This is a genomic window from Mesorhizobium sp. BH1-1-4 (assembly GCF_020165665.1).
In the GTDB taxonomy this organism is placed as follows: domain Bacteria; phylum Pseudomonadota; class Alphaproteobacteria; order Rhizobiales; family Rhizobiaceae; genus Mesorhizobium.
The window spans coordinates 292,831-318,396 of record NZ_JAIUIN010000003.1 but is presented as its reverse complement, the minus strand read 5'-3'; the positions used below and the strand labels follow the sequence as shown (position 1 = coordinate 318,396).

The window sequence follows — 25,566 nt, the reverse complement described above, 5'->3', positions numbered from 1 at the left end:
TCGCGCCCGCAAGCGCCTGCCTCGGATTGGGGCCGTTCTCCTCAATTTTTTCGTGTAGATAGCCGATTAAACCGGCCGGTATTTTCATCGCGCGCGCGGCAACGCTTGGCTATATCTAGCCGATGGCCTTGGATTCGTGGCTTTCGGACGATAAGGGCCTTTCTACCGATAGAGGATTGGGCGTGACCGACGACGTAACGAACCAGCCGCCGCCGCTGACGGGCGGCAACGCCTGGCGAGGTGATCCGTTGCTGATCCAGCTTGCCGAGCGCTTTTCGGATCCGGTGCGCAAGGATCTCGACGGGCTTGGCCGTTTCGTGCTCACGCAGGAAGCGCAGGAACTGGCGCGCCTGGCCAATGTCGAGACGCCGAAACTCAGGACGCATGATCGCCAGGGACGGCGCATCGACCTGGTCGAATTCCATCCTGCCTACCATGCCTTGATGCGCCGCTCGGTGGCCAACGGGCTGCACTCCTCGGTCTGGGAAAATGGCGACGCCGAGATCGGCCGCCGCCATCAGGTGCGGGCCGCCCGTTTCTACCTGACGGCGGAACTCGAGACCGGGCACCTGTGCCCCATCACCATGACCAGCGCCTCGCTGGCAGCGCTGATGGCCAGCCCAAAGCTGTTTCGTGAATGGGCGCCGCGGGTGACGACGCGCAAATACGACCAGGGCCAGAAGCCGCCGGTCGAGAAGACCGGACTGACGCTCGGCATGGGCATGACCGAGAAACAGGGCGGCACCGATGTGCGCGCCAATGTGACCAGGGCGGAACGTGTCGGCAACGGCTTCTATCGCCTGACGGGACACAAATGGTTCATGTCGGCGCCGATGTCGGATGCTTTCCTGGTGCTGGCGCAGGCGCCGGAGGGGCTGTCCTGCTTCCTGGTGCCACGTGTGCTCGGCGACGGGTCGGGCAATGGCTTTCGCTTCCAGCGGCTGAAGGACAAGCTCGGCAACCGCTCCAACGCGTCTTCCGAGGTGGAATTCGTCAACGCCATCGGCGAGATGGTCGGCGAGCCCGGCGCCGGCGTGAAGACGATCATGGACATGGTGACGCTGACGCGCCTCGACTGCGCGGTGGCGTCCTCGGCGATCATGCGGGCGGGGCTGGCCGAGGCGATCCATCATGCCCGCCATCGCCAGGTGTTCGGCTCGACCCTGATCGAACAGCCTTTGATGCAGCGCGTGCTGGCCGACATGGCGCTCGATGTCGCCGCTGCGACCGCCCTGTCATTCCGGCTGGCCCGTTCCTTCGACGAGGCGGCGAGCGATCGCGGCGAGGCGGCATTCGCCCGCGCCATGACGCCGGTCGTCAAATACTGGGTCTGCAAGATCGCGCCGCCGCTGCTCTACGAGGCGATGGAGTGCCTCGGCGGCAATGGCTATGTCGAGGAAGCGCCGCTCGCCCGCTACTACCGCGAGGCGCCCGTCAACGCGATCTGGGAAGGATCGGGCAATGTGATGGCGCTCGATGTGCTGCGCGTGCTTGGCCGCGCGCCGGGCCTCTTCGAAGAAGTGCTGGCCGGCATCGACCGTGACCTTGGCGCCGGCGGGCGCGGCACGATTGGCGTTTTGAAGGCGGCCATGCAGGTGGCTTCGACGGACGAGGGCTCGGCTCGGCTGCTGACGGAACAACTGGCGCTGTCGGCCGCGGCCGCCGAGTTGCGCCGGCTGGGGGCAGGGCGAATTGCCGATGCCTTCGTGGAGACGCGGCTCGCCGGCCAATGGCGCAACACCTACGGCATGCTCGATGCCCGTCACGACGCCCGCATGATCATCGATACGCTCTACCCACCGGTGAACTGACCGCGACGCCATCCATTTTCGAGGCGCGTCGATGGAGCCTTCACCGGGCCTGTCGTCGCCGTTAACCTTAACAAATGGTTTCGATTGCGACGGCGAAGCGCAAAGCCCACTGTCATTCCTGGCGAAACAGGAATCACGATGCGACACGTATTGACCTCCTTTCTGTCGGCGCACTGGGCGATCGTTTTCGCCCTGTTGGCGCTCGTCTGCATCGACGGAAACCGAGGTGTGGCGGCGGCGCTTGGCTTACTCGGTGTGACCGCCGAGGGCGCGCGCGCCGTCAATCTGGAGAACATTGTCGTGGTCGCTCCGCTGGCGACCGCATTGCTGGTCGTGGCGGTGCTGTTCTTCTGGGCCTTTGTCGATTCGCTGATCAGCGACGCGTCCAGCTCGGGCGCCGACAGCGTCGTTCGTATCGCCTTTATCTCTGCTTCTGGCTTAATGTCGGTGATCCTGATCGGCGGCGCGGCCCAGGGCATCAACGGCCTGTTCATGGTGGTGGCCGTGCAATTGGCAGCACTTCTGGCCTCCTATGTCGCGATGCTCGCCGAACGGCGTTCGGTAGCCGCATTGGATGAGGACGATTTCCACGCCACGGCGCACAACATGGCAAAAGCCGCGGCGCATAACTCACTGCTATCCCTGATATCGGGCCGTGCCGGGCCGGCCAGGAAGGGAGGCCGCTGATGCGCTACATCTTCGCGTTGTGGGCGGCGCCGATGGCGCTGTTCTGGGGCTGGTTCTACCTGTCGCTCAACGACATGAATTTCGGCTATGTGATGCTGACGCGCCAACTGCACGACTTCGTGTTCCAGCTCTACGGGCAGATGCTCGGCATCGATCCCGCCATCATCCCGGGCATGGTGGCGAAGGCCTGCGTGTTCGACGGCCTGCTGCTGATGGCGATATGGGCGTTTCGCAGGCGCCGCGAGATCTTCGGCTGGATCAGGCGGCGCTGGACGGGTCCGATTCCGTTCGAGCGGCTGCATCGAGCGACTGAAGCCGGTCCAAAACTCCCTGCAGAATAAAGGCGGCCGCCGCCGAATCGATCTTGCCGGCGCGTTTGGCGCGCGAGAAGTCCATTTCGATCAGCGTCCTTTCGGCCGCGACGGTCGATAGCCGCTCATCCCAGAACACGAAGGGCAGGTCGCTCAGTTGCGCCATGTTGCGGACGAAGGCGCGCGACTTCTGCGCGCGCGGGCCTTCCGACCCGTCCATGTTGATCGGCAGTCCGATCACCACCGCACCGACATTCTCCTTCTTCAGCAACGCCAAAAGGACGGCGGCGTCGAGCGAGAATTTCCTCCGCATGATAACCGGACGCGGATGAGCGAAGGAGAAACCCCGGTCGGAAACCGCGACGCCGATCGTCTTGTCGCCGAGATCGAGCCCCGCCAGGGTCGTGCCGTTGGCGAGCCGTGCCGGTAGTTGCTCAATCGTGATGACAGCCAACGGATTTCCTTCGTCTTTTCGGCGGCACGCATCTTTCCGCATGCGTGGCCGACACTATACCCTTTGATCTCGATACCCTTTGATCTCAGGGCTATCGGCGTTCTATCCTGTGGCAAGGCAAAAATCGAGGAAATGCATTCATGAAACTGACCTGGTACGGCCACTCGGCCTTCCGCATCGAAACCGGTGACGCGAAGATCCTCATCGACCCCTATCTGATTGGCAACCCGTCCTGGACAGACGGATGGGAAGGACCGGCCGAAGGGATCACGCATGTCCTGCTGACCCATGGACACAGCGATCATATCAGCGGAGCCGTCGAAGTGCTTGGCAAGAGTGGCGCGCAACTGGTCGCCAATTTCGAGATCTGCATGTACCTGGTCGGCAAGGGCATCAGCGGCGATAAGATCAATCCCGGCAACATCGGCGGCACCGTCGATTGCGGCGGCTTCACCACCACCTTCGTCCAGGCGCTGCACTCCTCCTCGTTTGGCGAAGACGGCGGCAAGAACGTCTATCTCGGCAATCCCGGTGGGCTGGTTCTGCATTTCCCGGAAGACAGGACGCTCTACCACATGGGCGATACCGACATCTTTTCCGACATGGCGCTGATCAACGAATTGCACGAGCCGAAGATCGGCATCGTGCCGATCGGCGACCGCTTCACCATGGGCGGCGCCGTGGCGGCCCTTGCCTGCCGCCGCTTCTTCAAGTTCGACACGGTCATCCCTTGCCACTTCGGCACGTTTCCGATGATCGATCCGACGCCGGAGAAGTTCGAAGCCGGCATGGAAGGGTCCGGCGTCAAGGTGGCCTTGCCGCGGATCGGTCAGACGATTACCATCTAGAAATGGTCAAAGCGGAACAAATCCATGGCGTTGGGGCGATCTCTTTGCGTATCGATGTTTGTCGCGGCGTCGCCCGCGCTTGCCGCCGATGACTTCATCGAAGGCGTCTATCTCCAGTCGGAGGAACTTTGCGCGCAAGCCAAGAAGGATACGCTGCAGACGCTGATCGATGCCGGCAACATCGTTCTTTCGAAGAAGGGCCTGCAAGGCGTGGAATACAATTGCGAGTTCCTGCAGATCAGCAAGGCGACACGCTCGCCAAGCTGGGCGGTGACGGCCATCTGCCAGGAGCCAGGCTATGTCTTTCCCGATGTCCTGTCGGTGACGCAGATGAACCCGACGCAGGTCGATCTCGTGTCGGTCCGGCCCATCGACGATGAAAGCGAGGCGAGCGGCAACAGCGGCAGCTATTATCTGTGCGAAGGCATTGCCCTGCCATGAAGCTGTTTGCCCGATTGTCGGCCGGCGCATGTTGCGCGCCGCGCGCCGCGCCGCTATAGCCCGGACTGGTTTTCCCCGAGGCAAGTCCATGTCCGTTGATGTCAAGACAGTGAAGCGCGTCGCGCATCTCGCCCGCATCGCCGTGAGCGAGGAGGATGCCGCACGCATGACCGGCGAGTTGAACGCCATACTGGGCTTCGTCGAGCAACTGAACGAGGTCGATGTTTCCGGCATCGAACCGATGACGTCGGTGACGCCGATGGAGATGAAGAAGCGCGGCGATGTCGTCACCGACGGCAACAAGGCGGCCGACATCGTCGCCAACGCGCCGGCGACCGACGAGAATTTCTTCCTCGTGCCGAAGGTCGTGGAGTAAGGCGCCGATGGCAATCGAGATCGCCGTCGAAACACCGCTGCAGGACGACGTGCGCGGCCTGGTCAAGGAACTCAACGAGACCTTGCTGGAATTGACGCCGGCGGAGCACTGCTATCATCTTACGGTCGAGCAGATGGCCGGCCAGGACACCACCGTTTTCATCGCCCGCGATGAGGGCATCGCCATCGGCTGCGGGGCGCTGAAGCGCCATGGCGACGCCGTCGGCGAGGTCAAGCGCATGTACACGCGACCTTCGCATCGTGGTCGCAAGATCGGCGCCAGGATCGTCGAGCGGGTCGAGGCGCTGGCGAGGCGGGAAGGGCTGAAGCGGCTGGTGCTGGAGACCGGCGATCGCCATCCCGCCGCCTGGGCCGTCTATGAACGTGCCGGGTTCTCGCGCTGCGGGCCGGTGCTGGATTATCCCGATTCCGAGTGGTCGGTGTTTTACGAAAAGAGCCTTTGATGAGCGACCTGACCCGACTGACGATTTCGCAGGCCCGCGCCAAGCTGCGCGCCAAGGAAATCACCGCGACCGAGCTGACGGAAAGCTATCTCTCGGCTATCGACCGCGCCAATCCGGCGCTCAATGCCTATGTCGCGGTAACCGGCGATAAGGCGCGCGACATGGCCAAGGCATCAGACACCAGGCTGGCCAAGGGCGAGGGCAGCGCGCTGGAAGGCATTCCGCTCGGGATCAAGGACCTGTTCGGCACCGAGGGCGTCCATACCCAGGCCTGCAGCCACGTGCTCGACGGCTTCAAGCCGCGCTATGAATCGACCGTCACATCAAATCTGTGGGCTGACGGCGCTGTCATGTTGGGCAAGCTCAACATGGATGAATTCGCCATGGGCTCGTCCAACGAGACATCCTATTACGGTCCGGTCATCAACCCTTGGCGGCGTTCGCGCCTCGATACGGTGGTGATGCCGACGACGCATCAGGGTGACGGCGGCTTCGTATCGGCTGGCGGCACGAAAACCCAGCGCAGCCTGGACAATGCGCAGCTGGTGCCGGGCGGCTCGTCCGGCGGTTCGGCGACCGCCGTCTCGGCCTTCCTGTGCGCCGGCGCGACGGCGACCGACACAGGCGGCTCGATCCGCCAGCCGGCCGCCTTCACCGGTACCGTCGGCATCAAGCCGACCTATGGCCGCTGCTCGCGCTGGGGCATCGTCGCCTTCGCTTCGTCGCTCGACCAGGCCGGCCCGATTGCGCGTGACGTGCGCGACGCAGCCATCCTGCTCAAGTCGATGGCCTCGGTCGACCCGAAGGACACCACGTCCGTCGATCGGCCGGTGCCGGACTACGAGGCCGCGATCGGCAAGCCGATCAAGGGCATGAAGGTCGGCATTCCCAAGGAATATCGGGTCGACGGCATGCCGGAAGAGATCGAGGCCCTGTGGCAGAAGGGCATTGCCTGGCTCAGGGATGCGGGCGCCGAGATCGTCGACATCTCCCTGCCGCACACCAAATACGCGCTGCCGGCCTATTATATAGTCGCGCCCGCAGAAGCGTCTTCCAACCTCGCACGCTATGACGGCGTCCGCTATGGTCTGCGCGTGCCGGGCAAGGACATCGTCGAGATGTACGAGAAGACCCGCGCCGCCGGCTTCGGCCGCGAGGTCAAGCGCCGCATCATGATCGGCACCTATGTGCTGTCGGCCGGCTACTACGACGCCTACTATCTGCAGGCGCAGAAGGTGCGCAACCTGATCAAGCGCGACTTCGAAAACGTCTTTGCCGCCGGCGTCGACGTCATCCTGACCCCGGCGACACCGTCGGCCGCCTTCGGCATCGCCGACGAGGACATGGCCGCCGATCCGGTCAAGATGTACCTCAACGACATTTTCACGGTGACCGTGAACATGGCTGGCCTGCCGGGCATCGCCGTGCCCGCGGGCCTCGATCCGAAAGGATTGCCGCTCGGCCTGCAGCTGATCGGCAGGCCGTTCGAGGAAGAGACACTGTTCCAGACCGCCGCCGTCATCGAGCAGGCGGCCGGCACATTCCAGCCGGAGAAATGGTGGTAAGGATTTCGCCCGTCTCGAGGGAGGAGCGATGTTCTACTATCTTTCCAAGGTCTTCTGGTTCTTCATCCAGCCGCTTAACCTGACGATCTTCCTGCTTTTGGCGGGGCTGATCGCCGGGGTGACCGGCCGGCGGCGGCTTGCCGTCACCGGAAGTGCGCTGGCGTTTCTGATCCTTGCGTTGTCGGCCTGGACGTCGCTCGGCGCCATGATGCTCAATCCGCTGGAGGAACGCTTCCCCAAGCCGCCTCTGCCGGCGAAAATCGACGGCATCGTCGTGCTCGGCGGCGGCTTCGAGGGCGCCATCAACCTCGCGCGTGGCGGTTATGAATTGAGCAGCGGCGGTGATCGCATGGTCGAGACGGCGATCCTTGCCCGGCGCTTCCCGCAGGCCAAAGTGGTCGTGTCAGGCGGAAACGGTTCGCTTTTCCTCGATGGCGAGGGCGACGCCGACACCGCGCCGCGCCTGCTTGGCGCGCTGGGTGTTTCGGCCGACCGCCTCGTTCTCGAGGATAAATCCCGCAACACCTACGAGAATGCGGTCTTCAGCCGCGGACTTGTCGAACCCAAGCCGGGCGAGACCTGGCTGCTGGTGACGTCGGCCTTCCACATGCCTCGCGCCAAGGCGCTGTTCGACAAGGCCGGCTTTCCAACCGTTCCGTGGCCGGTCGATTATCGCACTTCTGGCAAGGAGGGCGTCGGCCTGTTCCGGGACAATGCGGCCGACTCGCTCGAAAATACGACCATGGCGGTCCGCGAGTGGATCGGGCTGTTCGCCTATTGGCTTTCCGGGCGCATAGACCGGCCGTTTCCTGCGCCAGGCGGCTGACCGATGACGGCGCGCCGCGCCGCCGAGAAGAACTGGCGCCGCACCAGCACGGCCAGCAGCAGAAGCGTCGACAGCACGAACACCACCGGATCGACGAACCAGCCGAGATAACCGATCGAGAAGAAGACGCCGCGCAGGCCCGAGTTGAAATGCTTGCCGGCCAGCATGTTCATTTGCGTCGCGCGCCACACGGCCGTCTCGGTGACCGGATTGCGCGAGGCTTCGCCATGCGGGATCGGCACGGCGCCGATCAGGATCGAGCAATAGTTGAACAGCCGGTAGGCCCAGCCGAACTTGAAGAAGGAAAAGGCCAGGATCAGCACCAGCCCCAGCACCTTGATCTGAAAAGCCGCCCGATCCGGCACGCCGCCGAGCGGCAGGTCGCTCAGCACCTCGATGACGCGGTCGGACGCGCCAAGCAGCGCGAAACAGCCGCCCAGCGCGATCAGCGAACTGGACGCGAAGAACGCGGTTCCCTGCTGCAGGCCGCTCATGATGGCGGTATCGACGATGCGGATCTCGCGCTCGGCCATGGTGCGCATCCAGGCCTCGCGTTGCGCATTCATGGCGGTCGTCAGGGACATGCGGCTGACCAGCTTGCCGTCGGATGCGAGCGTGTGCAGCAGCCATGCGAGGAGGAAAAAGCCCAGCGCCGCGAGATCGGTCGTCGACAGATAGGAGGAATCGCCCATGGTTGAGCTTACCATATCCCGCGATTGCTTCGGTCACCGGCTGTAGAGACAGACAACCAATGTCGCTGCCGGAGCAAACAAGGTCGGCAGGCGTTGCGCCGCGATTGTCAAAAGAGCGGAAACATCGGGGGGAATTCCTATATGTAGTCCTCGAAGCGCGCCCCAGGAGACAACGTGTTCCTTTCGGTTTTCGACCTGTTCAAGATCGGCATCGGCCCTTCGAGCTCGCACACGATGGGGCCGATGACGGCCGCGCGCCGCTTCCTCGACGAGATAGCGGGTGATGATTGGCCGCGCCCCGTAGGCGCCAAGGTCGCCCGCATCGGCGCCGGCCTGCATGGCTCGCTGGCCTATACCGGCATCGGCCATGGCAGCGACCGTGCGGTCATTCTCGGCCTCGCCGGCCAGACGCCGCAAACGGTCGATCCCGACCAGGCCGACGGCATTGTCGCCCGTATCACCGCCGACAGGCGGATTTCACCGCCCGGTCACCCGACCTATCATTTCGACCCGGCCACCGATCTGGTGCTCGACCGCAAGACACCGCTCACCGGTCACGCCAACGGCATGGCATTCCATGCCTACGACGCCGGCGGCCGGCTGCTGCTCAAGCGCATCTATTATTCGATCGGCGGCGGCTTCGTGGTTTCGGAAGAAGAGCTGCAGCGGATGAAGACCAAGGGCTCGGTCACGACTGAGGGCAAGAGCGTGCCGTATCCCTTCAAGAATGCGGCCGAGATGCTGAAGATGGGGGCCAAGAGCGGCCTTTCCATCGCGGAGATGAAGCGCGTCAACGAGGAGACGCAGATGTCGCGCGAGGAGCTCGACACCGGCCTCGATGCCATCTGGGACGCCATGAAGGGCTGCATCGACCGCGGCCTGTCGCAGGACGGCATCATGCCGGGCGGCCTTAAGGTGCGGCGCCGCGCCAGGCAGCTGCATGACAAGCTGCAGGAACAGTGGCAGCAGAACCGGCCGAACCCGCTGCTCGCCAATGACTGGCTGTCGATCTACGCGATGGCGGTCAACGAGGAGAATGCAGCAGGCGGGCGCGTCGTCACCGCCCCGACCAATGGTGCCGCGGGCACGCTGCCGGCGGTGCTGCGCTACTGGTTGCATTTCCATCCCGAGGCCGACCAGCCGAGCATTCGCGACTTCCTGCTGACGGCTGCCGCCGTCGGCGGCATCATCAAGTCCAACGCGTCGATCTCCGGCGCCGAGGTCGGCTGCCAGGGCGAGGTGGGTTCCGCCTCGGCGATGGCGGCCGCCGGCCTGTGCGCCGTCATGGGCGGCACGCCCGAACAGGTGGAGAATGCCGCCGAAATCGCGCTCGAACATCATCTTGGCATGACTTGCGACCCGGTCGGCGGGCTGGTGCAGGTGCCGTGCATCGAACGCAACGCGCTGGGTGCCGTCAAGGCGGTCACCGCCGCGTCCCTGGCGATCAAGGGTGACGGCACCCATTTCGTGCCGCTCGACGCGGCGATCGAGACCATGCGCCAGACCGGGCTCGACATGAACGAGAAGTACAAGGAAACCAGCCTTGGCGGCCTGGCGGTCAATGTCGTGGAGTGTTGAGGACGAACGTCTGGCACTGTGGAGAACTCGCACAGGCCGTTGACGCGTTCGCGCCCCGGACTAAACCTTAGCGCATGGCTCTCAATCTCCTAAAGCTTTGCGTCGGCTGCGACAGCGTCGAGGATCTCGAAGAGTGGATCGCCTTCCGTCTTGACGAGCGCCGCCGTGCCGGCGAACCAGCCGAACACTGGCACACCACCCGCATGATGCCCACGCGTGGCGACGAGGTCACCGACGGCGGCTCGCTCTACTGGGTCATCAAGGGCAGCGTGCAATGCCGCCAATTGATCACGGAAATCCGGCCGTTTACCGATGACGACGGCATCGGCCGCTGCCATTTGATGCTCGACCCCGAGGTGGTGCGCACCGACTGGCAGCCGCGCCGCGCCTTCCAGGGCTGGCGCTACCTGAAGCCGGCGGACGCGCCGGCCGATCTCGGCAAGGGCAAGGCCGGCTTGGTCGAGATGCCGCCGAAACTCAGGCGCGAACTGGCCGATCTCGGCTTGCTCTAGACGTTGGGCGGAAGGATTGCCCGTTCCGGCGCTGGCCTTTTCTGGCCCTCAATCTTGCCCCGCGCTGGACTTGCAAGCAGCGCGACAACGCCACATCTTGAATCCATGCGCGATGAAGAACTGTCGGGGCCGGAATGGCTCGCGGCGTGCAGGAACCAGTTCGCATGACGGCCCTCTTCCGCTGGGGTAAAGGTCATGATTCTGGCGCAGAGAAAGTGTTGAAGGACATCACGCGGCTGTCCAGACGGACAGGATATCTGCGGGGCGACGGGAAATGTTAGGCGCAATTATCGGTGTGGTCGCGTTGTTGCTGGTGCTCCTGGGAGCAGCCACGGCCTTTCTCCGCGCGGATCCGGCGCAACTGGCAAGCGGGATGAGAAAACTGGGGCCGATCCTGCTGGCGCTGGTCGGCGCCGCCGTGCTCCTTGTCGGTCGCCAAGGCATAGGCGGCGTCATCCTGTTCGTGGCAATCGCCTGGTATGGCGCCATGCACACGGGCCGGCCAAAGGCCAGGCCGGTTGCTGGAAAACGCGCAACCGTGCGGACGGCGGCACTCGAGATGGAACTCGATCACGATACGGGCGGCCTTGAAGGACTGGTCCTGGCTGGCCGCCACGATGGCAAGATGCTTGGCTCGATGACCCTTGCGGAGTTGCAGCATCTCTACCGCGAACTCTCCGGCGATGCGGAGAGCCGGCAACTGCTAGAGACGTATCTTGACGGCAGATTTCCCGTCTGGCGCAAACACGCTGAGACGAACGGTGGCGAAAGGCTGGGTGTTGCGCCAGGTCCGGGCGCCATGACTAAGGAGGAGGCCTACAAGGTCCTTGGTCTTGAAGCGGGGGCCGCCGCGGCGGATGTCCGCAAGGCGCACCGCCGCCTGATGCAGCGCCTGCACCCCGATATCGGCGGCACGTCTTTCCTGGCGGCGCGGATTAACGAAGCCAAGGACGTCTTGCTCTCCAACCACAATTAGTCTCCTTCGACGCAGTATTTTTCCGGGAGATTGTTGCCGCGCCGTCCTATTGCTGGACGGCGTAGCACTCGATTTTCTTCTTCTTCAAAGCGGTGCAGGCCTTCCAGGCGGCGTCCTTCGACCCGAAGCCGCCGAAACGGGCGCGGTAATAGGTGACGCCGTCCTTGTCGAAAGCGACGGTGAAGCCGGAAGCATCGGCCAGCACCTTGGGAGCCTGCTTGGTGGTCTTGTCGAGGAAAGCCTGGGCTTCGGATTGCTTGGGCGACGACGCGACCTGGATGGCCCAGCCCGACGGAACCGAAGCGGTGTTGACGGGGTCAACGGCCGGCGTGGGCTCGGCATAGGCGGCCACGACCTGCGCGGTGGCGACCTTGGGGGCGGCGACGATGACCGTCTTCACCTTCTTTGCCGGAACAACCAGCTTGGGCGCCTCGGCCTCGGCCGAATCCTCGTCCTCGCTATCGCCCTGGGCAACGGTCGCGTCGTCCGCGACAGCGGTATCGTCTTCGGCCACGGTCACTGGCTTTTCGTCGGGGGTCGGCGCGTCGTGCTTGGGCAGGAGAACCTTCGCAAGGGCCTTGATGGGATTGCTGTCAGCGTTGGCGACCAGATCGCCGCCACCACGAGTCGAGGCCCTCGGCAAATAGGTGTTGATCAAGCCAGCCATCTGGTTGTCGCGGCTGCCGCCCGACGTGCCACCCATGACAACGGCGACAAGACGCCGGTTGCCGTCATTGACGGACGAGACGAGATTGAAGCCGGAGGCGCGGGTATAACCGGTCTTGATGCCGTCGACGCCCTTGATGCGCCCGAGCAGACGGTTGTGGCCGTTGATGCGCTGGCGACCGTAGAGAAAGGACCGCTGCGCGAAATAGCCATAGTACTGGGGAAAATGCTCCCTGAGCGCGATGCCGAGCGTGGCCATGTCGCGCGCGGTGGTGAACTGCCCCGGGTCGGGGAGGCCGTTGGCGTTGCGGAAGACCGTGCCGTCCATGCCGAGCTGCCGCGCCTTGGCTGTCATCATGCGGGCGAAGTTGGTTTCGTTGCCGCCGATCATTTCGCCGAGTGCGGTCGCCGAGTCGTTGGCCGACTTGGTGACGATCGACAGGATCGCGGTCTCGACGGTGACCGATCCGCCCGGCTTCACGCCGAGTTTGGTCGGCGCCTCGGCGGATGCATGGGCCGAAAATACGACCGGCGAGTTTCTGTTGATCTTGCCCTTCGCCATCGCTTCAAAGGTCAGGTAGAGCGTCATCATCTTGGTCAGCGAGGCAGGGTAGCGCCGGCCATCGGCGTTAGCCGAGTAGAGCACCTTGCCGGTCTTGGCATCGACCACGATGGCAGCCGACTTCGCCGCCAGCGACGAGGCTGCGCCCGCGACGACGAATGTCATCGCCATGGCGAGGATCATGATCGTTTTGAAAGGAAACGCGGATTTGGAAACGATGCCCGACAACGCCTGACGCACTGGTAGTTCCTTTGAATTTCTCGTTGCGCTGGAGGCGGCAAAGGGATCCTGCCTCACTTCCGGCCAAGCTAGCGGGGCAGCGTTACCAATCCGTTTATGGTAACCGCCGCGTTCACCATTTTCTGGCGGTTTGAGCCTCTCTTTATTCTAATTTTAGCCATTGCCTGTGCCAGCGGGGTCGCGAGCCCTTGAATTCTTGACTTTTGTGCGGCGCACAATATATTATCATGCATTGCACAACGGCGCTCGGGGCAGGGCGCTTCAACCGTCCAGGGAGAGTATGAAATGACCCAGACCTATGAGGACTTCTCGAAATACGGCAAGGAGTTCGCCGACACCGGATTGAAGAGCTTCGCCTCCTTATCAAAGGGCGCGCAGGCGATCGCCACCGAGGCCGGCGAATACACCAAGAAGAGCTTCGAAGCCGGCAGCGCCGCTGTCGAGAAGCTGTTCTCGGCCAAGTCGCTGGACAAGGCGATCGAGATTCAGTCCGATTATGCCAAGCAATCCTACGAGGCGTTCGTCGCCGAGGCCACCAAGATCGGCGACCTCTATGCCGAACTCGCTAAGGAAGCCTACAAGCCGTTCGAATCGGTCGTTGCCAAGGCGAAGTAATTTTCGCCCGGGCGAGTGATTTCGCCCTGGAATTTCAAATCCGGCCCTTTGGGCGCGGAAAAGCCCGGTCGTGGAAACGCGGCCGGGCTTTTTCATGCCAATTTCCGATCCGCGACGGCGTACCGCTTCACGATTGCGAAAATCCGCCAAGAAAATCAGCGAAGTTGGTCACCTAGCCATATTGTCAGCTAACCAGAAGGGCTTAAAATCGTCCATCGAACACCTACATGTTGAACTCGCATGGGGATTCGAAAGAGGCAGGATTACGTGACTTCAGGTTTGACTGCCACGAGACAAGTGGCGCGGATGCAAAACGGCGGCGGCGACGGCAATGAGGCCGGCCGCGGGACGGCCGTCATCACGCGCACCAAAACCAAAACCAAGAAGCCCAGCCTTTACCGGGTTCTCATCCTTAACGACGACTACACTCCGATGGAGTTCGTGGTTCACGTGCTGGAGCGTTTTTTCCAGAAGGACCGCGAAGCCGCCACACGCATCATGCTTCATGTTCACAATCATGGGGTGGGCGAGTGCGGGGTCTATACATTCGAGGTGGCCGAGACCAAAGTGTCTCAGGTCATGGATTTCGCCCGACAGAATCAGCATCCGCTGCAATGCGTGATGGAGAAGAAGTGAGGTAACATGCCGGCTTTCTCCCAAGGCCTGGAAAAGGCGCTTCATCAAGCGCTGACGCTCGCCAACGAGCGGCACCATGAATACGCAACCCTTGAACATTTGCTGCTCGCGCTCATCGACGACACCGAGGCGGCCGCCGTCATGCGCGCCTGCAATGTCGATCTCGACGAGCTGAAGCACACGGTTCTCACCTATATCGATACCGAGCTCGACAACCTGGTCACCGGCTACGACGAGGACTCCAAGCCGACGGCTGGTTTCCAGCGCGTAATTCAGCGCGCGGTGATCCATGTCCAGTCGTCGGGGCGCGAGGAAGTGTCCGGCGCCAATGTGCTCGTCGCCATCTTCGCCGAGCGTGAAAGCCACGCCGCCTATTTCCTGCAGGAACAGCAAATGACCCGTTACGACGCGGTCAACTACATCTCGCATGGCATCGCCAAGCGCCCCGGCGCATCGGAGAGCCGCACCCCGCGCGGCGCCGATGACGAGCAGGGCGGCCAGAACGGCGCGGAGCCGCAGGAGGAAGGCGGCAAGAAGAAGCAGCAGCAGGACGCGCTGACCGCCTATTGCGTCAATCTCAACAACAAGGCCAAGGCCGGGAAGATCGATCCGCTGATCGGCCGCGAGAGCGAGATCAACCGCACCATCCAGGTGCTGTGCCGCCGCTCCAAGAACAACCCGCTCTATGTCGGCGATCCCGGCGTCGGCAAGACGGCGATCGCCGAGGGGCTGGCCAAGCGCATCGTCGAGGGCGACGTGCCGGAAGTGCTGCACAATGCCACCATCTTCGCGCTCGACATGGGTACGCTGTTGGCCGGCACGCGCTACCGCGGCGATTTCGAGGAACGGCTGAAGCAGGTCGTCAAGGAGCTCGAGGATTATCCGGGCGCCGTGCTGTTCATCGACGAGATCCATACGGTGATCGGCGCCGGGGCGACTTCAGGTGGCGCGATGGATGCGTCGAACCTGTTGAAGCCGGCACTGTCTTCGGGTGCGATCCGCTGCATCGGTTCGACCACCTACAAGGAGTTCCGTCAGTTCTTCGAGAAGGACCGCGCGTTGGTGCGGCGCTTCCAGAAGATCGACGTCAACGAGCCGACCATCGAGGACGCCATCGAGATCATGAAGGGCCTGAAGCCCTATTATGAGGAATTCCACAAGGTGAAGTTCACCAACGAGGCGATCAAGGCTTCGGTGGAGCTGTCGGCGCGCTACATCAACGACCGCAAGCTGCCGGACAAGGCGATCGACGTGATCGACGAGACCGGCGCCTCGCAGATGCTGGTGCCGGAAGCCAAGCGCAAGAAGACCATCGGCATCAAGGAGATCGAAGCCACGATCGCCACCATGGCGCGCATCCCGCCGAAGACGGTTTCGGCCGATGACGAGAAGGTGCTGCAGGGCCTCGATATCGAGCTCAAGCGCGTCGTCTACGGCCAGGACACCGCCATCACGGCGCTGACCTCGGCGATCAAGCTGGCGCGTGCCGGCCTGCGCGAACCGGAAAAGCCGATCGGCTCGTACCTGTTCTCGGGCCCGACCGGCGTCGGCAAGACCGAAGTCGCCAAGCAGTTGGCCGCCTCGCTCGGCGTCGAACTGATCCGCTTCGACATGTCGGAATACATGGAACGCCACACGGTCTCCAGGCTGATCGGCGCGCCTCCCGGCTATGTCGGTTTCGACCAGGGCGGCCTTTTGACCGACGGCGTCGACCAGCATCCGCACTGCGTGCTGCTGCTGGACGAGGTGGAGAAGGCGCATCCGGATCTGTTCAACATTCTGTTGCAGGTGATGGACCACGGCAAGCTCACCGACCACAATGGCAAGCAGATCGACTTCCGCAATGTCATCCTGATCATGACCACCAATGCGGGCGCATCCGATGCCCAGCGCGCGGCGATCGGTTTCGGCTCGACCAAGCGCGAAGGCGACGATGTCGAGGCGATCAACCGGCTGTTCACGCCGGAGTTCCGCAACCGTCTCGACGCGATCATCCCGTTCGGCTCGCTGCCGGTGCCGGTGATCCACCAGGTGGTGCAGAAGTTCGTCATGCAACTGGAAGCTCAGCTTTCCGAGCGTGGCGTCACCTTCGACCTGTCGCCGGACGCGATCGCCTGGCTGGCCGACAAGGGCTACGACGAACGCATGGGCGCGCGGCCGCTCGGCCGTGTCATCCAGGAGCACATCAAGAAGCCGCTGGCCGACGAGGTGCTGTTCGGCAAGCTGAAGAAGGGCGGCACGGTGCGCGTCACCGTCGAGAAGAAGGAAACCGGCGAGACCGGCCTGAAGCTCGAATCGCTCGCCGACGAGGCGCCGGTGAAGCCGAAGAAGGAAGAGCCGGAAGACGCGCCGCAGCCGCCGAAGGCCGTGGCCAAAAAGCCCGCGGCAAAGAAGGCCGTAGCGCAGAAGCCGGAGCCCAAGGGCAAGGACGGCGGCAAGCGCAGCCTGGTGCCGCAACTGCCCAGAAAGGGCTGAGCCTGACAAGAAGTCGAAGAGAGCCCCGGAAACGGGGCTTTTTTCATCGGCACAATGAGATGCGCATGGTCGGGCAAATCATCATCCTCAACGGCGCGCCGCGTTCGGGAAAGTCGAGCATCGCCCGGGCCATCGGGGAGAGCTTTGACGGCCCATGGATGAATCTGGGCGTCGACAGCTATGAACTGATCACGCCGCCGCCATATCGTCCCGGAATAGGCCTGCGCCCTGGCGGCGAGCGGCCCGATCTCGAAGTTTTCGTGCAGCGCTTCTATGCGGCCCTTTATGAATCGATCGCCGCCCATAGCCGGTTGGGCGAGAATGTCGTGGCGGATGTCGGTCACCACGAAGCGTATTCCAAACCGCTCCACATTCTGGCCGATTGCGCGCGACGGCTTGCCGGCCTGCCGGTCCTGTTTGTTGGCGTTCGCTGTCCGATCGAGGTCATCATGGAACGGCGCGCTGCCAGCGAGCCGGGCAGGGGCTACGTCACCGCCTCGGCTGGTGATCCCGTGCCTTCGGCCGTCCGCCTGTGGCAGGAAGAAGTGCACAAACCCGGCATCTACGACCTGGAAGTCGATACCTCGCTGTTGAGCCCGCACGACTGTGCCGGGGCAATCCTGCAGCGTCTGGCCGGCGCACCGGAGCCATCGGCGTTCCAGACTGTGGCGCAATTGCCGATTGACGGACAGTAGAGGTCAGTTCCCGAGCGCCGCGCCAACCTGTTTGTCGCATCTTCGATCAACCGGAAGCCGACTGCCACCAGTCTCTTGGATCAATGGAAAGACGATACGCGGCTTTCGGTGCGGTCGCATCCGGTGGCCGCGCGTGCTATGGGCGGCACATGTCGACCCCAGACGCCACAGCGCCTCGTTCCACCTGGTTCCTGCGTGGTGTTGGCGCGGCGTTTTCCCTGCCTGGCCTTATCCTCATCAGCTCGTTTATCGGCTTCGCCGCCCTGGCGAAAGACGCCGGGGTCACAGTGACACAGGCCGCTTTCATGACCGCAACGGTGTGGGCGTTGCCATCGATGGTCGTGCTGGTGGGCGCGGTCACATCGGGTGCAGCGCTGCCTGCGGCGATGTTGGCCGTCACATTGTCCGCCATACGTCTGATGCCGATGGTAATGGTGCTGGTACCCGAGATGCGCACCAGAACGACCCGGCAGTATGTGCTCTATCTCCTCGCGCATTTCGTCGCTGTGACGTCCTGGGTGCTCGCCATGGAGCGCCTGAAGCGCGTTCCGCCCAGCATGCGTACGACATATTATGCCGGCCTTGGCGCTATGCTGGTGATGACGAACGTCATTGTCGTGACAGTCGTGTATGCCGTGGCGGATGCGCTGCCGTCCGCGGTTTCAGCGGCGTTGCTTATGCTGACGCCGATGTATTTCCTGACCTCGTTGTGGGGTTCCGCGCGCGAACGGGTAGGGCATGTGGCAATGGTCCTGGGCCTCGTCCTCGGGCCGTTCTTCCACATCCTGCTGCCGCGGATCGACTTGCTGGCCGCCGGACTTATCGGTGGCACGGCCGCCTATGGCTGGCACCTGTGGCGGCGCAAGGCGCGCGCGGCGTGAGTTATTTTTCCAACGGCGCCTGGTGGTGGCCATACCTGTTCATTCTCGTTGCCGGCTTCGCCGCGACCGATGTCTGGCGCATCCTCGGTGTCTATCTCGGCGGCAAGCTTTCCGAAGATTCAGACCTGCTGGTGCTGGTTCGCACGATGGCCACCGCGCTTGTCGCCGCCGTCATCGGCAATCTGATTGTCTTTCCGGGCGGCGCGCTTGCGCATACGTCACTTGCCTTGAGGATAGCGGCGGTCGCCCTGGGCTTCGTCGCTTATCTGGCGTCGGGAAAGCGCATGGTCGTCGGCATTGCCACAGCCGAGCTTCTGCTGCTGGCCGGACTTTACCTGAACTTTTGATTGCTCGCCGCGTCAGCCCGCCAGAGCCGCTCGGATCTTGCCGGCGTTTTCGGCGAGAACTTCCGGTTTCTCCATCTGCCCGGTATGCGGCTTGAGCGGCACGCCGTCGAAGCGCGGAAGGACATGGACGTGGAGGTGATAGACGGTCTGGCCCGAGGCCGGTTCGTTGAACTGCATCAGCGTGAGACCGTCGGCATCGAAAGCCTTTTTCACCGCCACCGCCACCTTCTGCACGACCGTGAACAAGGCGCCGAGCGTTGCCGGATCGGCATCGAGCAGGTTGCGCGACGGCGCCTTCGGCACCACCAGCGTATGGCCCGGTCCTTGCGGCATCACATCCATGAAGGCCACGACAGCCTCATCCTCGTAGACGCGGTGCGAGGGGATTTCTCCACGCAGGATCTTCGCGAAGATGTTGTCGGTGTCATAGGCGGCCTCAGCCATGGCGAACGCTCCGGAGTGTGCCTTGAAATCCGGTGTAGCGAAGCCGCTTCCGAGCGGCAAGACGAAGCCGCGGCGCGATCAGTCGAGATCGCCAATATCTTTGCGGAACGGGGTATGTTCTTCCAGATATTCGCCCATCCGTTCGACCTCGCGCCGCTCGCGCTTGAGGTAGTCGGCGACCGCATTGCGCAGGCCCGGGTGTGAAATGTAGTGTGCCGAATGCATGGTCACCGGCCGATAGCCGCGCGCCAACTTGTGCTCGCCTTGCGCACCCGCCTCGACCACCTTCAGCTTGCGTTCGATGGCGAAGTCGATGGCCTGGTGGTAGCAGACCTCGAAATGCAGGTAGGGGTGATCCTCGATGCAGCCCCAGTTGCGGCCGTAGAGTGCGTCGGAGCCGATGAAATTGATGGCGCCGGCGATGTAGCGCCCGCCGCGCCTGGCCATCACCAGCAGAATGTCGTCCGCCATGCGCTCGCCGATCAGCGAGAAGAACTGGCGGTTCAGGTAGGGGCGGCCCCATTTGCGGCTGCCGGTGTCCATATAGAAGGCGAAAAAATCGTCCCAGGCCTTTTCGGTCAGGTCCTTGCCGGTGAGCCAATCGATCGTGATGCCATCGGCGAGCGCTTCGCGCCGTTCCTTCTTCATCGCCTTGCGCTTGCGCGAGGCAAGCGTGGCGAGGAAGTCGTCATAGGTGGAGAAGCCTTCGTTGAAGAAATGGAATTGCTGGTCGGTGCGATGCAGGAAGCCCGCGGCCTCCAGCGTCGCGACGTCGCTCTCCCGCGCGAAGGTGACATGCGCCGAGGACACGCCGAGCTTGTCGGTGACCATTTTCAGACCGGCGGCAAGCCCGGCCTTCACCGCATCCTGATCCTCGCCCTTCCCGACCAGCAGGCGAGGGCCGGTGACGGGGGTGAACGGCACCGCACTTTGCAGTTTGGGGTAGTAACGGCCGCCGGCGCGCTCGAAGGCATCCGACCAGCCGTGATCGAACACATATTCGCCCTGGCTGTGCGACTTGAGATAACAGGGAACGGCGCCGAGCAGCCTGCCTTGCGCTGTTTCCAGCCGCAGGTGATGGCCTTGCCAACCGGTGCGCCGCACGGCGCAGCCGGAATCTTCCAACGCGCTCAAAAAAGCAAAGGAAACCAGCGGATTGTAGTCAGTCTCCGCGTCACCGCGCGTGGTTCCGGCAAAGCCGTCCCATTCGTCGCGGGTAAAGGCACCGATGCCGGCGGCGATGCGGATCGAATAGTCCGCATTCACCGTTTGTTCGTCGCCATCGTCGCCCTGATCCATGAGGCTTATTTAAGCTCCATCCAAGCCGCTACAAGTCACGTTTCAGACACTCTGCTCAGGCGACCTCGACCAGGTCGGGTTCGAACCCTTCGAATGTCATCTGGTCGGCATATTTGAACGTCAGGTCGATCGCCGGCTGATCATGGACCGTCCAGGTGATGACAGGCATTTTGAGCTTTTCACGCACAAAGCTGACGAACGGGTTGGGCAGGTCGCCGGCGGCATAGGAGGTAAAGGAGAGCTCGTGCGCCAGCATGGAAAAATGGGCTTCGATCAGCTTGGCGTCCTTGCCGTAGGCGGTCAATCCAGCCGGAATGCCGGGCGCGTGCCTAGGGAAATCGCGGATCAGCCAGTGATCGAACGACATGATCGCCGCCTTGCCCTTATAACGCTTGAGCATCTTGCCGACGCGCGCCACCAGCCCTTCGTCGCGACCAGGGGTTCCTTTCAGCTCGATAACCATGGGCACGCGGCCATCGACGAGATCGAGCGTTTCCTGCAGCGTCGGCACGTGATCGGCCGTGCCGCCAACCTTGAGCGCGGTCAGTTCAGCCGCGCTGCGTTGCCAGACGAAACCGTCCTGCCCGGTCAGCCTTTGCAAATCGTCGTCATGGATGACGATGGGAACGCTGTCGGACGACAGATGCACGTCGCATTCGATCGCGTAACCGCGTTCGGCCGCGGCAGCGAAGGCGGCAAGCGTATTTTCCCAGCGCGTCTTGTTCATGTCATGGAAGCCGCGATGGGCAACCGGCCGGGCAGTCAGCCAGGAGAGGTCGGTCATGTCTTCACCTTCACTCATTCGACTTCGAAGATCGCTTCGATTTCGACCGCCGCATTAAGCGGCAGGGAGGCGGTGCCGACGGCGGAGCGAGCGTGCTTGCCGCCCTCGCCAAGCACGGCAACCAGGAAATCGGAGGCGCCGTTGGCGACAAGATGCTGCTCGACGAAGTCGGGGGCAGAGGCCACGAAGACGGTGATCTTCACCAGGCGGCGGATCTTCTCGAGGTCGCCAAGTGCGGCCTTGGCCTGCGCCAGGATGTTGATGGCGCAGTATTTCGCCGCGTCCTTGCCGGTTGCCGTGTCGACGTCGCGGCCGATCAGGCCGCTCGCCTGCAGCTTGCCGTCCTTGAGCGGCAATTGCCCCGCCGTGAACAGCAGGTTGCCTGATCTGCAATAGGGCACGTAGTTGGCGGCGGGCGCGGCGGCAACAGGAAGCGTCACGCCGAGATCGCTTAGCCGCTTTTCGATTGTTTCACTCATTGCTTTTCCCTATTGCTGGAAGATGCCGCGCTGGCCGGGCCGAAATTGCTATTTTTGCCTCGCTTCCGCCACGACTTTTTTTAAGCTGGACCATCTTTCCCTGCGGCCTGCCATCAGCCGCGACGATTGGAGTACCTCATGCGCGCAGTGCGCCTTGCAGTCCACGCCGCTCTGTTGTCGGCGCTCTTCCCCGTAGGCTCCGCTTTCGCCGTCCCGGCGCTGCAGGCGCATCGCGCCGTCTATGATCTCACTCTCAAGAAGGCGGATGACCGATCCGGCATCACCGGCATCACCGGCCGCATGGTCTACGAGTTCAATGGCTCGGCCTGCGAAGGCTATACGGTGAAATTCCGTTTCGTCACCCAGATCGCCACCAACGACAATACGAAGCTGACCGACCAGCAGACCACCACCTTCGAGGACGCGGAAGGCAAGATGTTTTCCTTCGTGACGAAGTCCTTCGTCGACCAGAACCTCGACAAGGAGGTGAAGGGCGTCGCGACGAAGAATCCCAAGGGCCTGAAGGTCGATATCGACAAGCCGGAGAAGAACAGCCTGGAACTCGCGGCCACCCAGTTTCCGACCCAGCATCTGGTCGAGCTGATCGGCAAGGCGGAAAAGGGCGAGAACTTCTACCAGACCAATTTGTTCGACGGCTCGGAGGACGCCAACAAGGTGATGACGACCACGGTTGTCGTCGGCAAGAAGACCGAAGCCGACAAGGCCGACCCGGAAGCGCCGGCGCTGGCAAAGCTCGCCACCGACAAATATTGGCCGGTCGACATCGCCTATTTCGACGACAGCGCCCAGAACGGCGAGGAAGTGCCGGAATACCGGATCAGCTTCAAGCTGCACGAGAACGGCATCACCCGCGACCTCACCATGGACTATGGCGACTTCTCCATGACCGGCAAGCTGGTCAACCTGTCGCTGTTCGACCAGACGAAGCCTTGCCCCGTATCGAAATAGCAGCGAGGCGCAAGTGAGTTGGCCGCGGCGGGCTTGATGGCGGTCTATGTCGATGCGGCGATCTGGAAATGGGCCGGTCATCTCTGGTGCCATCTCCTAGCCGACGACACCAACGAGTTGCATCGCTTTGCGGCTGAACTCGGCATCAAGCGCTCGTCTTACCAGGGCCCGCCCAAGACATCCGCTCCACACTATGACATAACCGGCTTCGAGCGCGACCGTGCGGTGCGGCTCGGCGCCATCGAATGCAGCCGCGAGCAGATCGTCGCCATCTTCCGGCGCGTGCGGGTGCCCAACGGAAAGGCCAAGCGATGACACCAACGGCATTCCTGGCTTACTGCGCCGCCGTCACGCTCGCCGCCGCCACGCCGGGACCGGCAATGTTCGCGGTCATCACCAACGGCGTATCGCGTGGGTTCCGGCGGGCCTTCATGGCCGGCGTTGGGGTCGCCGCCGGCGACGCCGTGCTCGTCACTCTGGCGCTGCTCGGGCTGGTGGCCCTGGCTCAGACCTTCGAATGGATTTTTCTCCTGCTGAAATACGCCGGCGCCGCCTATCTGATCTTTCTCGGCGTCAGGATGTGGCGGGCCTCGGCCACGCAATCGAACGAGCAGGGGACGGGGCAGGCGAAATTGTCCCGATCATTCTTGCTGGGCGCATCCATCGCATTGGGGAACCCGAAGGCGATCCTGTTCCATGCCTCGATCATGCCGCTGATTCTCGACCTCGATACGATGACGTTTTTCGACGGCCTGCTGGTGGTGGCGACCGTCATCAGCGTCAATATCGTGACCATGGGGGTCTATGCCGCGCTCGCCGGCCGGGCTTCGGGCTGGTTCAGGACGCCGCGGCGGATGCGGCTGATGAACAGGTTTGCCGGCAGCGCGATGATCGGCACCGGAGCGCTGATTGCCGCACGCTAGGCGTTAAAGCACCGTCCCGCTTGCGTTTGTCGGACTTCCCCTCTATATGCCCGCTCATTCCACACACGGACTTTGGTGTCTGCCCGGGAGAAATCCGGCTGAAACCTCCGGTGGCGTTCAAGGACCTCGGTCCGAAAATGCCTGTGTCCGTGGAGGCTAACCGGAAAGGAAATGAGAATGGCACTGCCTGATTTCAGCATGCGCCAGCTTTTGGAAGCTGGCATTCACTTCGGCCACCAGACCCACCGCTGGAACCCGAAGATGGCGCCCTACATCTACGGCGCCCGCAACAACATCCACATCATCGACCTCTCGCAGACGGTGCCTTTGCTGCACCAGGCGCTGAAGCAGGTTTCCGACACCGTCGCCAAGGGCGGCCGCGTGCTGTTCGTCGGCACCAAGCGCCAGGCGTCGGACATCGTTGCCGATGCCGCGCAGCGTTCTGCTCAGTACTACGTCAACTCGCGTTGGCTCGGCGGCATGCTGACCAACTGGAAGACGATCTCGAACTCGATCCAGCGCCTGCGCAAGCTCGACGAGATGCTGGCCGGCGAAGCGCAAGGCCTGACCAAGAAGGAACGCCTGAACCTCGACCGCGAGCGCGAGAAGCTCGACAAGGCGCTCGGCGGCATCAAGGACATGGGCTCGACGCCCGACCTGATGTTCGTGATCGACACCAACAAGGAAGCGATCGCCATCCTCGAGGCCAAGCGTCTCGGCATCCCGGTCGTCGCCATCATCGATTCGAACTGCGATCCGGACAAGATCGACTTCCCTATCCCCGGCAATGACGACGCGGCCCGCGCCATCCAGCTCTATTGCGATCTGATCGCCAAGGCCGCCATCGACGGCATCGCCCGCCAGCAGGGCGCGCTCGGCATGGATATCGGCGCTTCGGTCGAAGCTCCGGTCGAGCCGGCGCTCGATCCGGCCCCGGCGTCGGAAGCCCCAGAAGCTTGATAAACATCCGGGCTTGATAATCGAAGGCCGGCAGCGGCCTTCATCTTTCTCATATTTTGGCACGCTAAACAGACGCACCATCGAGTACCGATGGTGCGTCGGTGCATTTAAAACAAAGAGGCGACAATGAGCATTTCGGCTGCACAGGTCAAAGAACTCCGCGACTTGACCGGCGCGGGCATGATGGACTGCAAGACGGCGTTGAACGAGACCAACGGCAACATGGAAGAAGCCGTGGACTGGCTGCGCAAGAAGGGCATCTCCAAGGCCGACAAGAAGGCCGGCCGCACCGCCGCCGAAGGCCTCATCGGCGTCGACAACGGCGTGCGCGAAGCCGCCATCGTCGAGGTGAATTCCGAGACCGACTTCGTCGCTCGCAATGCGGCGTTCCAGGAAATCGTCGCCAACGTCGCCAAGGTGGCGCTTGCCTATGGCACGACGGAAGCCGTGGCCGCCGCGAAGTATCCGGGCTCCGACAAGTCGGTCACCGACACCATCAAGGACGCTGTCGGCACCATTGGCGAGAACCTGGGCTTCCGCCGCTCGGCCAAGCTCACCGTGCCGCATGGCGCGGTCGCGACCTACGTCCACAATTCGGTTGCCGATGGCCTCGGCAAGCTCGGCGTGCTGGTGGCGATCGAGACCACGGGCAACGAGCATGCCGCCAACGCCTTCGGCCGCCAGGTCGCCATGCATGTCGCCGCCACCAACCCCTTGGCGCTGACCGCCGAGCAGATCGATCCGGCCGCCGTCGAGCGTGAGAAGGCGATCTTCTCCGACCAGGCGCGCCAGTCCGGCAAGCCGGAAGCCATCATCGAGAAGATGGTCGAGGGCCGCCTGCGCAAGTTTTACGAGGAAGTCGTGCTCCTGAAGCAGGCCTTCGTGCTCAATCCCGACATCACCGTCGAGAAGGCGCTGAAGGATGCCGAAAAGGAAATCGGCGCGCCGGCCACGATCACCGCCTATCTGCGCTTCGCGCTGGGCGAGGGCATCGAGAAGGAAGAGACCGACTTCGCCGCGGAAGTCGCGGCGGCGGTCAAGAAGTAAGCGT

The 25,566-nt window shown here is 63.0% G+C and carries 30 protein-coding genes; 23 read left to right on the top strand and 7 right to left on the bottom strand.

Going from position 1 to position 25,566, the window contains the following annotated elements; genetic code table 11:
- The first annotated feature begins 182 nt into the window (after positions 1–182).
- The 3 genes from LB569_RS08035 to LB569_RS08025 all read left to right on the top strand — a co-directional run bounded on the left by LB569_RS08035 (position 183) and on the right by LB569_RS08025 (position 2,839).
- A complete protein-coding gene (locus LB569_RS08035; protein WP_140701404.1) occupies positions 183–1,811 on the top strand; it encodes a DNA alkylation response protein in 1,629 nt (542 codons plus the stop codon).
- 138 nt (positions 1,812–1,949) lie between these two features.
- On the top strand, positions 1,950–2,498 hold the full coding sequence (locus LB569_RS08030) for a hypothetical protein (protein WP_224691730.1): 549 nt from the start codon (positions 1,950–1,952) through the stop codon (positions 2,496–2,498).
- Entirely contained in the window at positions 2,498–2,839 is a 342-nt protein-coding gene (locus tag LB569_RS08025; protein WP_140701402.1) for a DUF6105 family protein, read from the top strand. The genes LB569_RS08030 and LB569_RS08025 overlap by 1 nt, the downstream gene beginning before the upstream one ends.
- Here the strand turns inward: LB569_RS08025 and ruvX are convergent.
- Positions 2,757–3,263: a Holliday junction resolvase RuvX gene (gene ruvX, locus LB569_RS08020; protein WP_224691729.1), complete on the bottom strand. Its 507-nt coding sequence runs from the start codon at positions 3,261–3,263 to the stop codon at positions 2,757–2,759. The genes LB569_RS08025 and ruvX overlap by 83 nt on opposite strands.
- Before the next feature lie 140 nt (positions 3,264–3,403).
- Between ruvX and LB569_RS08015 the strand changes: the two genes are divergently transcribed.
- The 6 genes from LB569_RS08015 to LB569_RS07990 all read left to right on the top strand — a co-directional run bounded on the left by LB569_RS08015 (position 3,404) and on the right by LB569_RS07990 (position 7,782).
- On the top strand, positions 3,404–4,111 hold the full coding sequence (locus LB569_RS08015; protein ID WP_224691726.1) for a metal-dependent hydrolase: 708 nt from the start codon (positions 3,404–3,406) through the stop codon (positions 4,109–4,111).
- Between the two features lie 24 nt (positions 4,112–4,135).
- On the top strand, positions 4,136–4,552 hold the full coding sequence (locus LB569_RS08010) for a hypothetical protein (protein ID WP_224691725.1): 417 nt from the start codon (positions 4,136–4,138) through the stop codon (positions 4,550–4,552).
- A gap of 88 nt (positions 4,553–4,640) precedes the next feature.
- On the top strand, positions 4,641–4,928 hold the full coding sequence (gene gatC, locus LB569_RS08005) for an Asp-tRNA(Asn)/Glu-tRNA(Gln) amidotransferase subunit GatC (RefSeq protein ID WP_224691723.1): 288 nt from the start codon (positions 4,641–4,643) through the stop codon (positions 4,926–4,928).
- 7 nt (positions 4,929–4,935) lie between these two features.
- Positions 4,936–5,391, top strand: a complete 456-nt coding sequence (locus LB569_RS08000) for a GNAT family N-acetyltransferase (RefSeq protein WP_224691722.1) — start codon at positions 4,936–4,938, stop codon at positions 5,389–5,391.
- A complete protein-coding gene (locus LB569_RS07995) occupies positions 5,391–6,956 on the top strand; it encodes an amidase (protein WP_224691720.1) in 1,566 nt (521 codons plus the stop codon). The genes LB569_RS08000 and LB569_RS07995 overlap by 1 nt, the downstream gene beginning before the upstream one ends.
- A 28-nt stretch (positions 6,957–6,984) precedes the next feature.
- The gene (locus LB569_RS07990; protein ID WP_224691718.1) at positions 6,985–7,782 is read left to right on the top strand and encodes a YdcF family protein; all 798 of its coding nucleotides are present in this window, start codon (positions 6,985–6,987) and stop codon (positions 7,780–7,782) included.
- Here LB569_RS07990 and LB569_RS07985 read toward each other — a convergent pair.
- Positions 7,731–8,474, bottom strand: a complete 744-nt coding sequence (locus LB569_RS07985; protein ID WP_140701395.1) for a DUF599 domain-containing protein — start codon at positions 8,472–8,474, stop codon at positions 7,731–7,733. The genes LB569_RS07990 and LB569_RS07985 overlap by 52 nt on opposite strands.
- 174 nt (positions 8,475–8,648) lie before the next feature.
- On the opposite strand from LB569_RS07985, the gene LB569_RS07980 reads away from it, so the two are divergent.
- The 3 genes from LB569_RS07980 to LB569_RS07970 all read left to right on the top strand — a co-directional run bounded on the left by LB569_RS07980 (position 8,649) and on the right by LB569_RS07970 (position 11,540).
- Entirely contained in the window at positions 8,649–10,052 is a 1,404-nt protein-coding gene (locus LB569_RS07980; protein WP_224691716.1) for an L-serine ammonia-lyase, read from the top strand.
- A gap of 74 nt (positions 10,053–10,126) precedes the next feature.
- Positions 10,127–10,564 carry a DUF1489 family protein gene (locus LB569_RS07975; protein ID WP_140616375.1) on the top strand — a complete coding sequence of 146 codons (438 nt, stop codon included), beginning with the start codon at positions 10,127–10,129 and terminating at the stop codon, positions 10,562–10,564.
- 274 nt (positions 10,565–10,838) lie between these two features.
- Entirely contained in the window at positions 10,839–11,540 is a 702-nt protein-coding gene (locus tag LB569_RS07970; protein WP_224534768.1) for a DnaJ domain-containing protein, read from the top strand.
- A 46-nt stretch (positions 11,541–11,586) separates the two neighbouring features.
- On the opposite strand, the gene LB569_RS07965 is transcribed toward LB569_RS07970, so the two are convergent.
- Positions 11,587–13,008 (bottom strand): SPOR domain-containing protein, encoded by a 1,422-nt coding sequence (locus LB569_RS07965; RefSeq protein WP_224534766.1) that lies wholly within the window; start codon positions 13,006–13,008, stop codon positions 11,587–11,589.
- A 285-nt stretch (positions 13,009–13,293) separates the two neighbouring features.
- On the opposite strand from LB569_RS07965, the gene LB569_RS07960 reads away from it, so the two are divergent.
- From LB569_RS07960 to LB569_RS07935, 6 genes are all read left to right on the top strand, one after another.
- Complete coding sequence (locus LB569_RS07960; protein WP_140701390.1) at positions 13,294–13,623, top strand: phasin family protein; 330 nt, start codon at positions 13,294–13,296, stop codon at positions 13,621–13,623.
- Positions 13,624–13,929: 306 nt separating this feature from the next.
- Positions 13,930–14,259, top strand: a complete 330-nt coding sequence (gene clpS, locus LB569_RS07955; RefSeq protein WP_010909565.1) for an ATP-dependent Clp protease adapter ClpS — start codon at positions 13,930–13,932, stop codon at positions 14,257–14,259.
- A gap of 6 nt (positions 14,260–14,265) precedes the next feature.
- The gene (clpA, locus tag LB569_RS07950) at positions 14,266–16,734 is read left to right on the top strand and encodes an ATP-dependent Clp protease ATP-binding subunit ClpA (protein WP_140701388.1); all 2,469 of its coding nucleotides are present in this window, start codon (positions 14,266–14,268) and stop codon (positions 16,732–16,734) included.
- Positions 16,735–16,799: 65 nt separating this feature from the next.
- On the top strand, positions 16,800–17,429 hold the full coding sequence (locus tag LB569_RS07945; RefSeq protein WP_224691714.1) for a chloramphenicol phosphotransferase CPT family protein: 630 nt from the start codon (positions 16,800–16,802) through the stop codon (positions 17,427–17,429).
- Positions 17,430–17,578: 149 nt separating this feature from the next.
- The gene (locus LB569_RS07940; RefSeq protein ID WP_224691712.1) at positions 17,579–18,310 is read left to right on the top strand and encodes an AzlC family ABC transporter permease; all 732 of its coding nucleotides are present in this window, start codon (positions 17,579–17,581) and stop codon (positions 18,308–18,310) included.
- Entirely contained in the window at positions 18,307–18,657 is a 351-nt protein-coding gene (locus LB569_RS07935) for an AzlD domain-containing protein (protein WP_140701386.1), read from the top strand. Before LB569_RS07940 ends, LB569_RS07935 begins: the two co-directional genes overlap by 4 nt.
- A 12-nt stretch (positions 18,658–18,669) precedes the next feature.
- Here the strand turns inward: LB569_RS07935 and LB569_RS07930 are convergent, their stop codons facing one another.
- From LB569_RS07930 to LB569_RS07915, 4 genes are all read right to left on the bottom strand, one after another.
- On the bottom strand, positions 18,670–19,101 hold the full coding sequence (locus LB569_RS07930) for an HIT family protein (protein ID WP_140701385.1): 432 nt from the start codon (positions 19,099–19,101) through the stop codon (positions 18,670–18,672).
- A gap of 78 nt (positions 19,102–19,179) precedes the next feature.
- Complete coding sequence (locus LB569_RS07925) at positions 19,180–20,400, bottom strand: GNAT family N-acetyltransferase (RefSeq protein WP_224691710.1); 1,221 nt, start codon at positions 20,398–20,400, stop codon at positions 19,180–19,182.
- 55 nt (positions 20,401–20,455) lie between these two features.
- Positions 20,456–21,184, bottom strand: a complete 729-nt coding sequence (locus LB569_RS07920) for a glycerophosphodiester phosphodiesterase (protein WP_224691899.1) — start codon at positions 21,182–21,184, stop codon at positions 20,456–20,458.
- A 14-nt stretch (positions 21,185–21,198) separates the two neighbouring features.
- The gene (locus LB569_RS07915; RefSeq protein WP_224691708.1) at positions 21,199–21,663 is read right to left on the bottom strand and encodes a RidA family protein; all 465 of its coding nucleotides are present in this window, start codon (positions 21,661–21,663) and stop codon (positions 21,199–21,201) included.
- Between the two features lie 138 nt (positions 21,664–21,801).
- Here LB569_RS07915 and LB569_RS07910 point away from each other — a divergent pair, with 138 nt between their 5' ends.
- The 5 genes from LB569_RS07910 (at position 21,802) to tsf (ending at position 25,562) form a co-directional block, all read left to right on the top strand.
- Positions 21,802–22,632 (top strand): cell envelope integrity EipB family protein, encoded by an 831-nt coding sequence (locus LB569_RS07910; protein ID WP_140701382.1) that lies wholly within the window; start codon positions 21,802–21,804, stop codon positions 22,630–22,632.
- A 36-nt stretch (positions 22,633–22,668) separates the two neighbouring features.
- Positions 22,669–22,947, top strand: a complete 279-nt coding sequence (locus tag LB569_RS07905) for a DUF4031 domain-containing protein (protein ID WP_224691707.1) — start codon at positions 22,669–22,671, stop codon at positions 22,945–22,947.
- On the top strand, positions 22,944–23,555 hold the full coding sequence (locus LB569_RS07900; RefSeq protein WP_224691705.1) for a LysE family translocator: 612 nt from the start codon (positions 22,944–22,946) through the stop codon (positions 23,553–23,555). Before LB569_RS07905 ends, LB569_RS07900 begins: the two co-directional genes overlap by 4 nt.
- A gap of 177 nt (positions 23,556–23,732) precedes the next feature.
- Positions 23,733–24,515, top strand: coding sequence for a 30S ribosomal protein S2 (gene rpsB, locus LB569_RS07895; protein WP_140505484.1), 783 nt, complete (start codon positions 23,733–23,735; stop codon positions 24,513–24,515).
- Between the two features lie 126 nt (positions 24,516–24,641).
- Positions 24,642–25,562 (top strand): translation elongation factor Ts, encoded by a 921-nt coding sequence (gene tsf, locus LB569_RS07890; protein WP_140701379.1) that lies wholly within the window; start codon positions 24,642–24,644, stop codon positions 25,560–25,562.
- Positions 25,563–25,566: the final 4 nt, after the last annotated feature.

Excerpts from the sequence above, each read along its gene's own strand:
- LB569_RS08030 (WP_224691730.1), top strand. The coding sequence starts at position 1,950 with ATGCGACACGTATTGACCTCCTTTCTGTCGGCGCACTGGGCGATCGTT.
- LB569_RS08025 (WP_140701402.1), top strand. The coding sequence starts at position 2,498 with ATGCGCTACATCTTCGCGTTGTGGGCGGCGCCGATGGCGCTGTTCTGG.
- LB569_RS08015 (WP_224691726.1), top strand. The coding sequence starts at position 3,404 with ATGAAACTGACCTGGTACGGCCACTCGGCCTTCCGCATCGAAACCGGT.
- LB569_RS08010 (WP_224691725.1), top strand. The coding sequence starts at position 4,136 with ATGGCGTTGGGGCGATCTCTTTGCGTATCGATGTTTGTCGCGGCGTCG.
- gatC (WP_224691723.1), top strand. The coding sequence starts at position 4,641 with ATGTCCGTTGATGTCAAGACAGTGAAGCGCGTCGCGCATCTCGCCCGC.
- LB569_RS08000 (WP_224691722.1), top strand. The coding sequence starts at position 4,936 with ATGGCAATCGAGATCGCCGTCGAAACACCGCTGCAGGACGACGTGCGC.
- LB569_RS07995 (WP_224691720.1), top strand. The coding sequence starts at position 5,391 with ATGAGCGACCTGACCCGACTGACGATTTCGCAGGCCCGCGCCAAGCTG.
- LB569_RS07990 (WP_224691718.1), top strand. The coding sequence starts at position 6,985 with ATGTTCTACTATCTTTCCAAGGTCTTCTGGTTCTTCATCCAGCCGCTT.
- LB569_RS07985 (WP_140701395.1), bottom strand. The coding sequence starts at position 8,474 with ATGGGCGATTCCTCCTATCTGTCGACGACCGATCTCGCGGCGCTGGGC.
- LB569_RS07975 (WP_140616375.1), top strand. The coding sequence starts at position 10,127 with ATGGCTCTCAATCTCCTAAAGCTTTGCGTCGGCTGCGACAGCGTCGAG.
- LB569_RS07970 (WP_224534768.1), top strand. The coding sequence starts at position 10,839 with ATGTTAGGCGCAATTATCGGTGTGGTCGCGTTGTTGCTGGTGCTCCTG.
- LB569_RS07960 (WP_140701390.1), top strand. The coding sequence starts at position 13,294 with ATGACCCAGACCTATGAGGACTTCTCGAAATACGGCAAGGAGTTCGCC.
- clpS (WP_010909565.1), top strand. The coding sequence starts at position 13,930 with ATGCAAAACGGCGGCGGCGACGGCAATGAGGCCGGCCGCGGGACGGCC.
- clpA (WP_140701388.1), top strand. The coding sequence starts at position 14,266 with ATGCCGGCTTTCTCCCAAGGCCTGGAAAAGGCGCTTCATCAAGCGCTG.
- LB569_RS07945 (WP_224691714.1), top strand. The coding sequence starts at position 16,800 with ATGGTCGGGCAAATCATCATCCTCAACGGCGCGCCGCGTTCGGGAAAG.
- LB569_RS07940 (WP_224691712.1), top strand. The coding sequence starts at position 17,579 with ATGTCGACCCCAGACGCCACAGCGCCTCGTTCCACCTGGTTCCTGCGT.
- LB569_RS07930 (WP_140701385.1), bottom strand. The coding sequence starts at position 19,101 with ATGGCTGAGGCCGCCTATGACACCGACAACATCTTCGCGAAGATCCTG.
- LB569_RS07925 (WP_224691710.1), bottom strand. The coding sequence starts at position 20,400 with ATGGATCAGGGCGACGATGGCGACGAACAAACGGTGAATGCGGACTAT.
- LB569_RS07920 (WP_224691899.1), bottom strand. The coding sequence starts at position 21,184 with ATGACCGACCTCTCCTGGCTGACTGCCCGGCCGGTTGCCCATCGCGGC.
- LB569_RS07915 (WP_224691708.1), bottom strand. The coding sequence starts at position 21,663 with ATGAGTGAAACAATCGAAAAGCGGCTAAGCGATCTCGGCGTGACGCTT.
- LB569_RS07910 (WP_140701382.1), top strand. The coding sequence starts at position 21,802 with ATGCGCGCAGTGCGCCTTGCAGTCCACGCCGCTCTGTTGTCGGCGCTC.
- LB569_RS07905 (WP_224691707.1), top strand. The coding sequence starts at position 22,669 with ATGGCGGTCTATGTCGATGCGGCGATCTGGAAATGGGCCGGTCATCTC.
- LB569_RS07900 (WP_224691705.1), top strand. The coding sequence starts at position 22,944 with ATGACACCAACGGCATTCCTGGCTTACTGCGCCGCCGTCACGCTCGCC.
- rpsB (WP_140505484.1), top strand. The coding sequence starts at position 23,733 with ATGGCACTGCCTGATTTCAGCATGCGCCAGCTTTTGGAAGCTGGCATT.
- tsf (WP_140701379.1), top strand. The coding sequence starts at position 24,642 with ATGAGCATTTCGGCTGCACAGGTCAAAGAACTCCGCGACTTGACCGGC.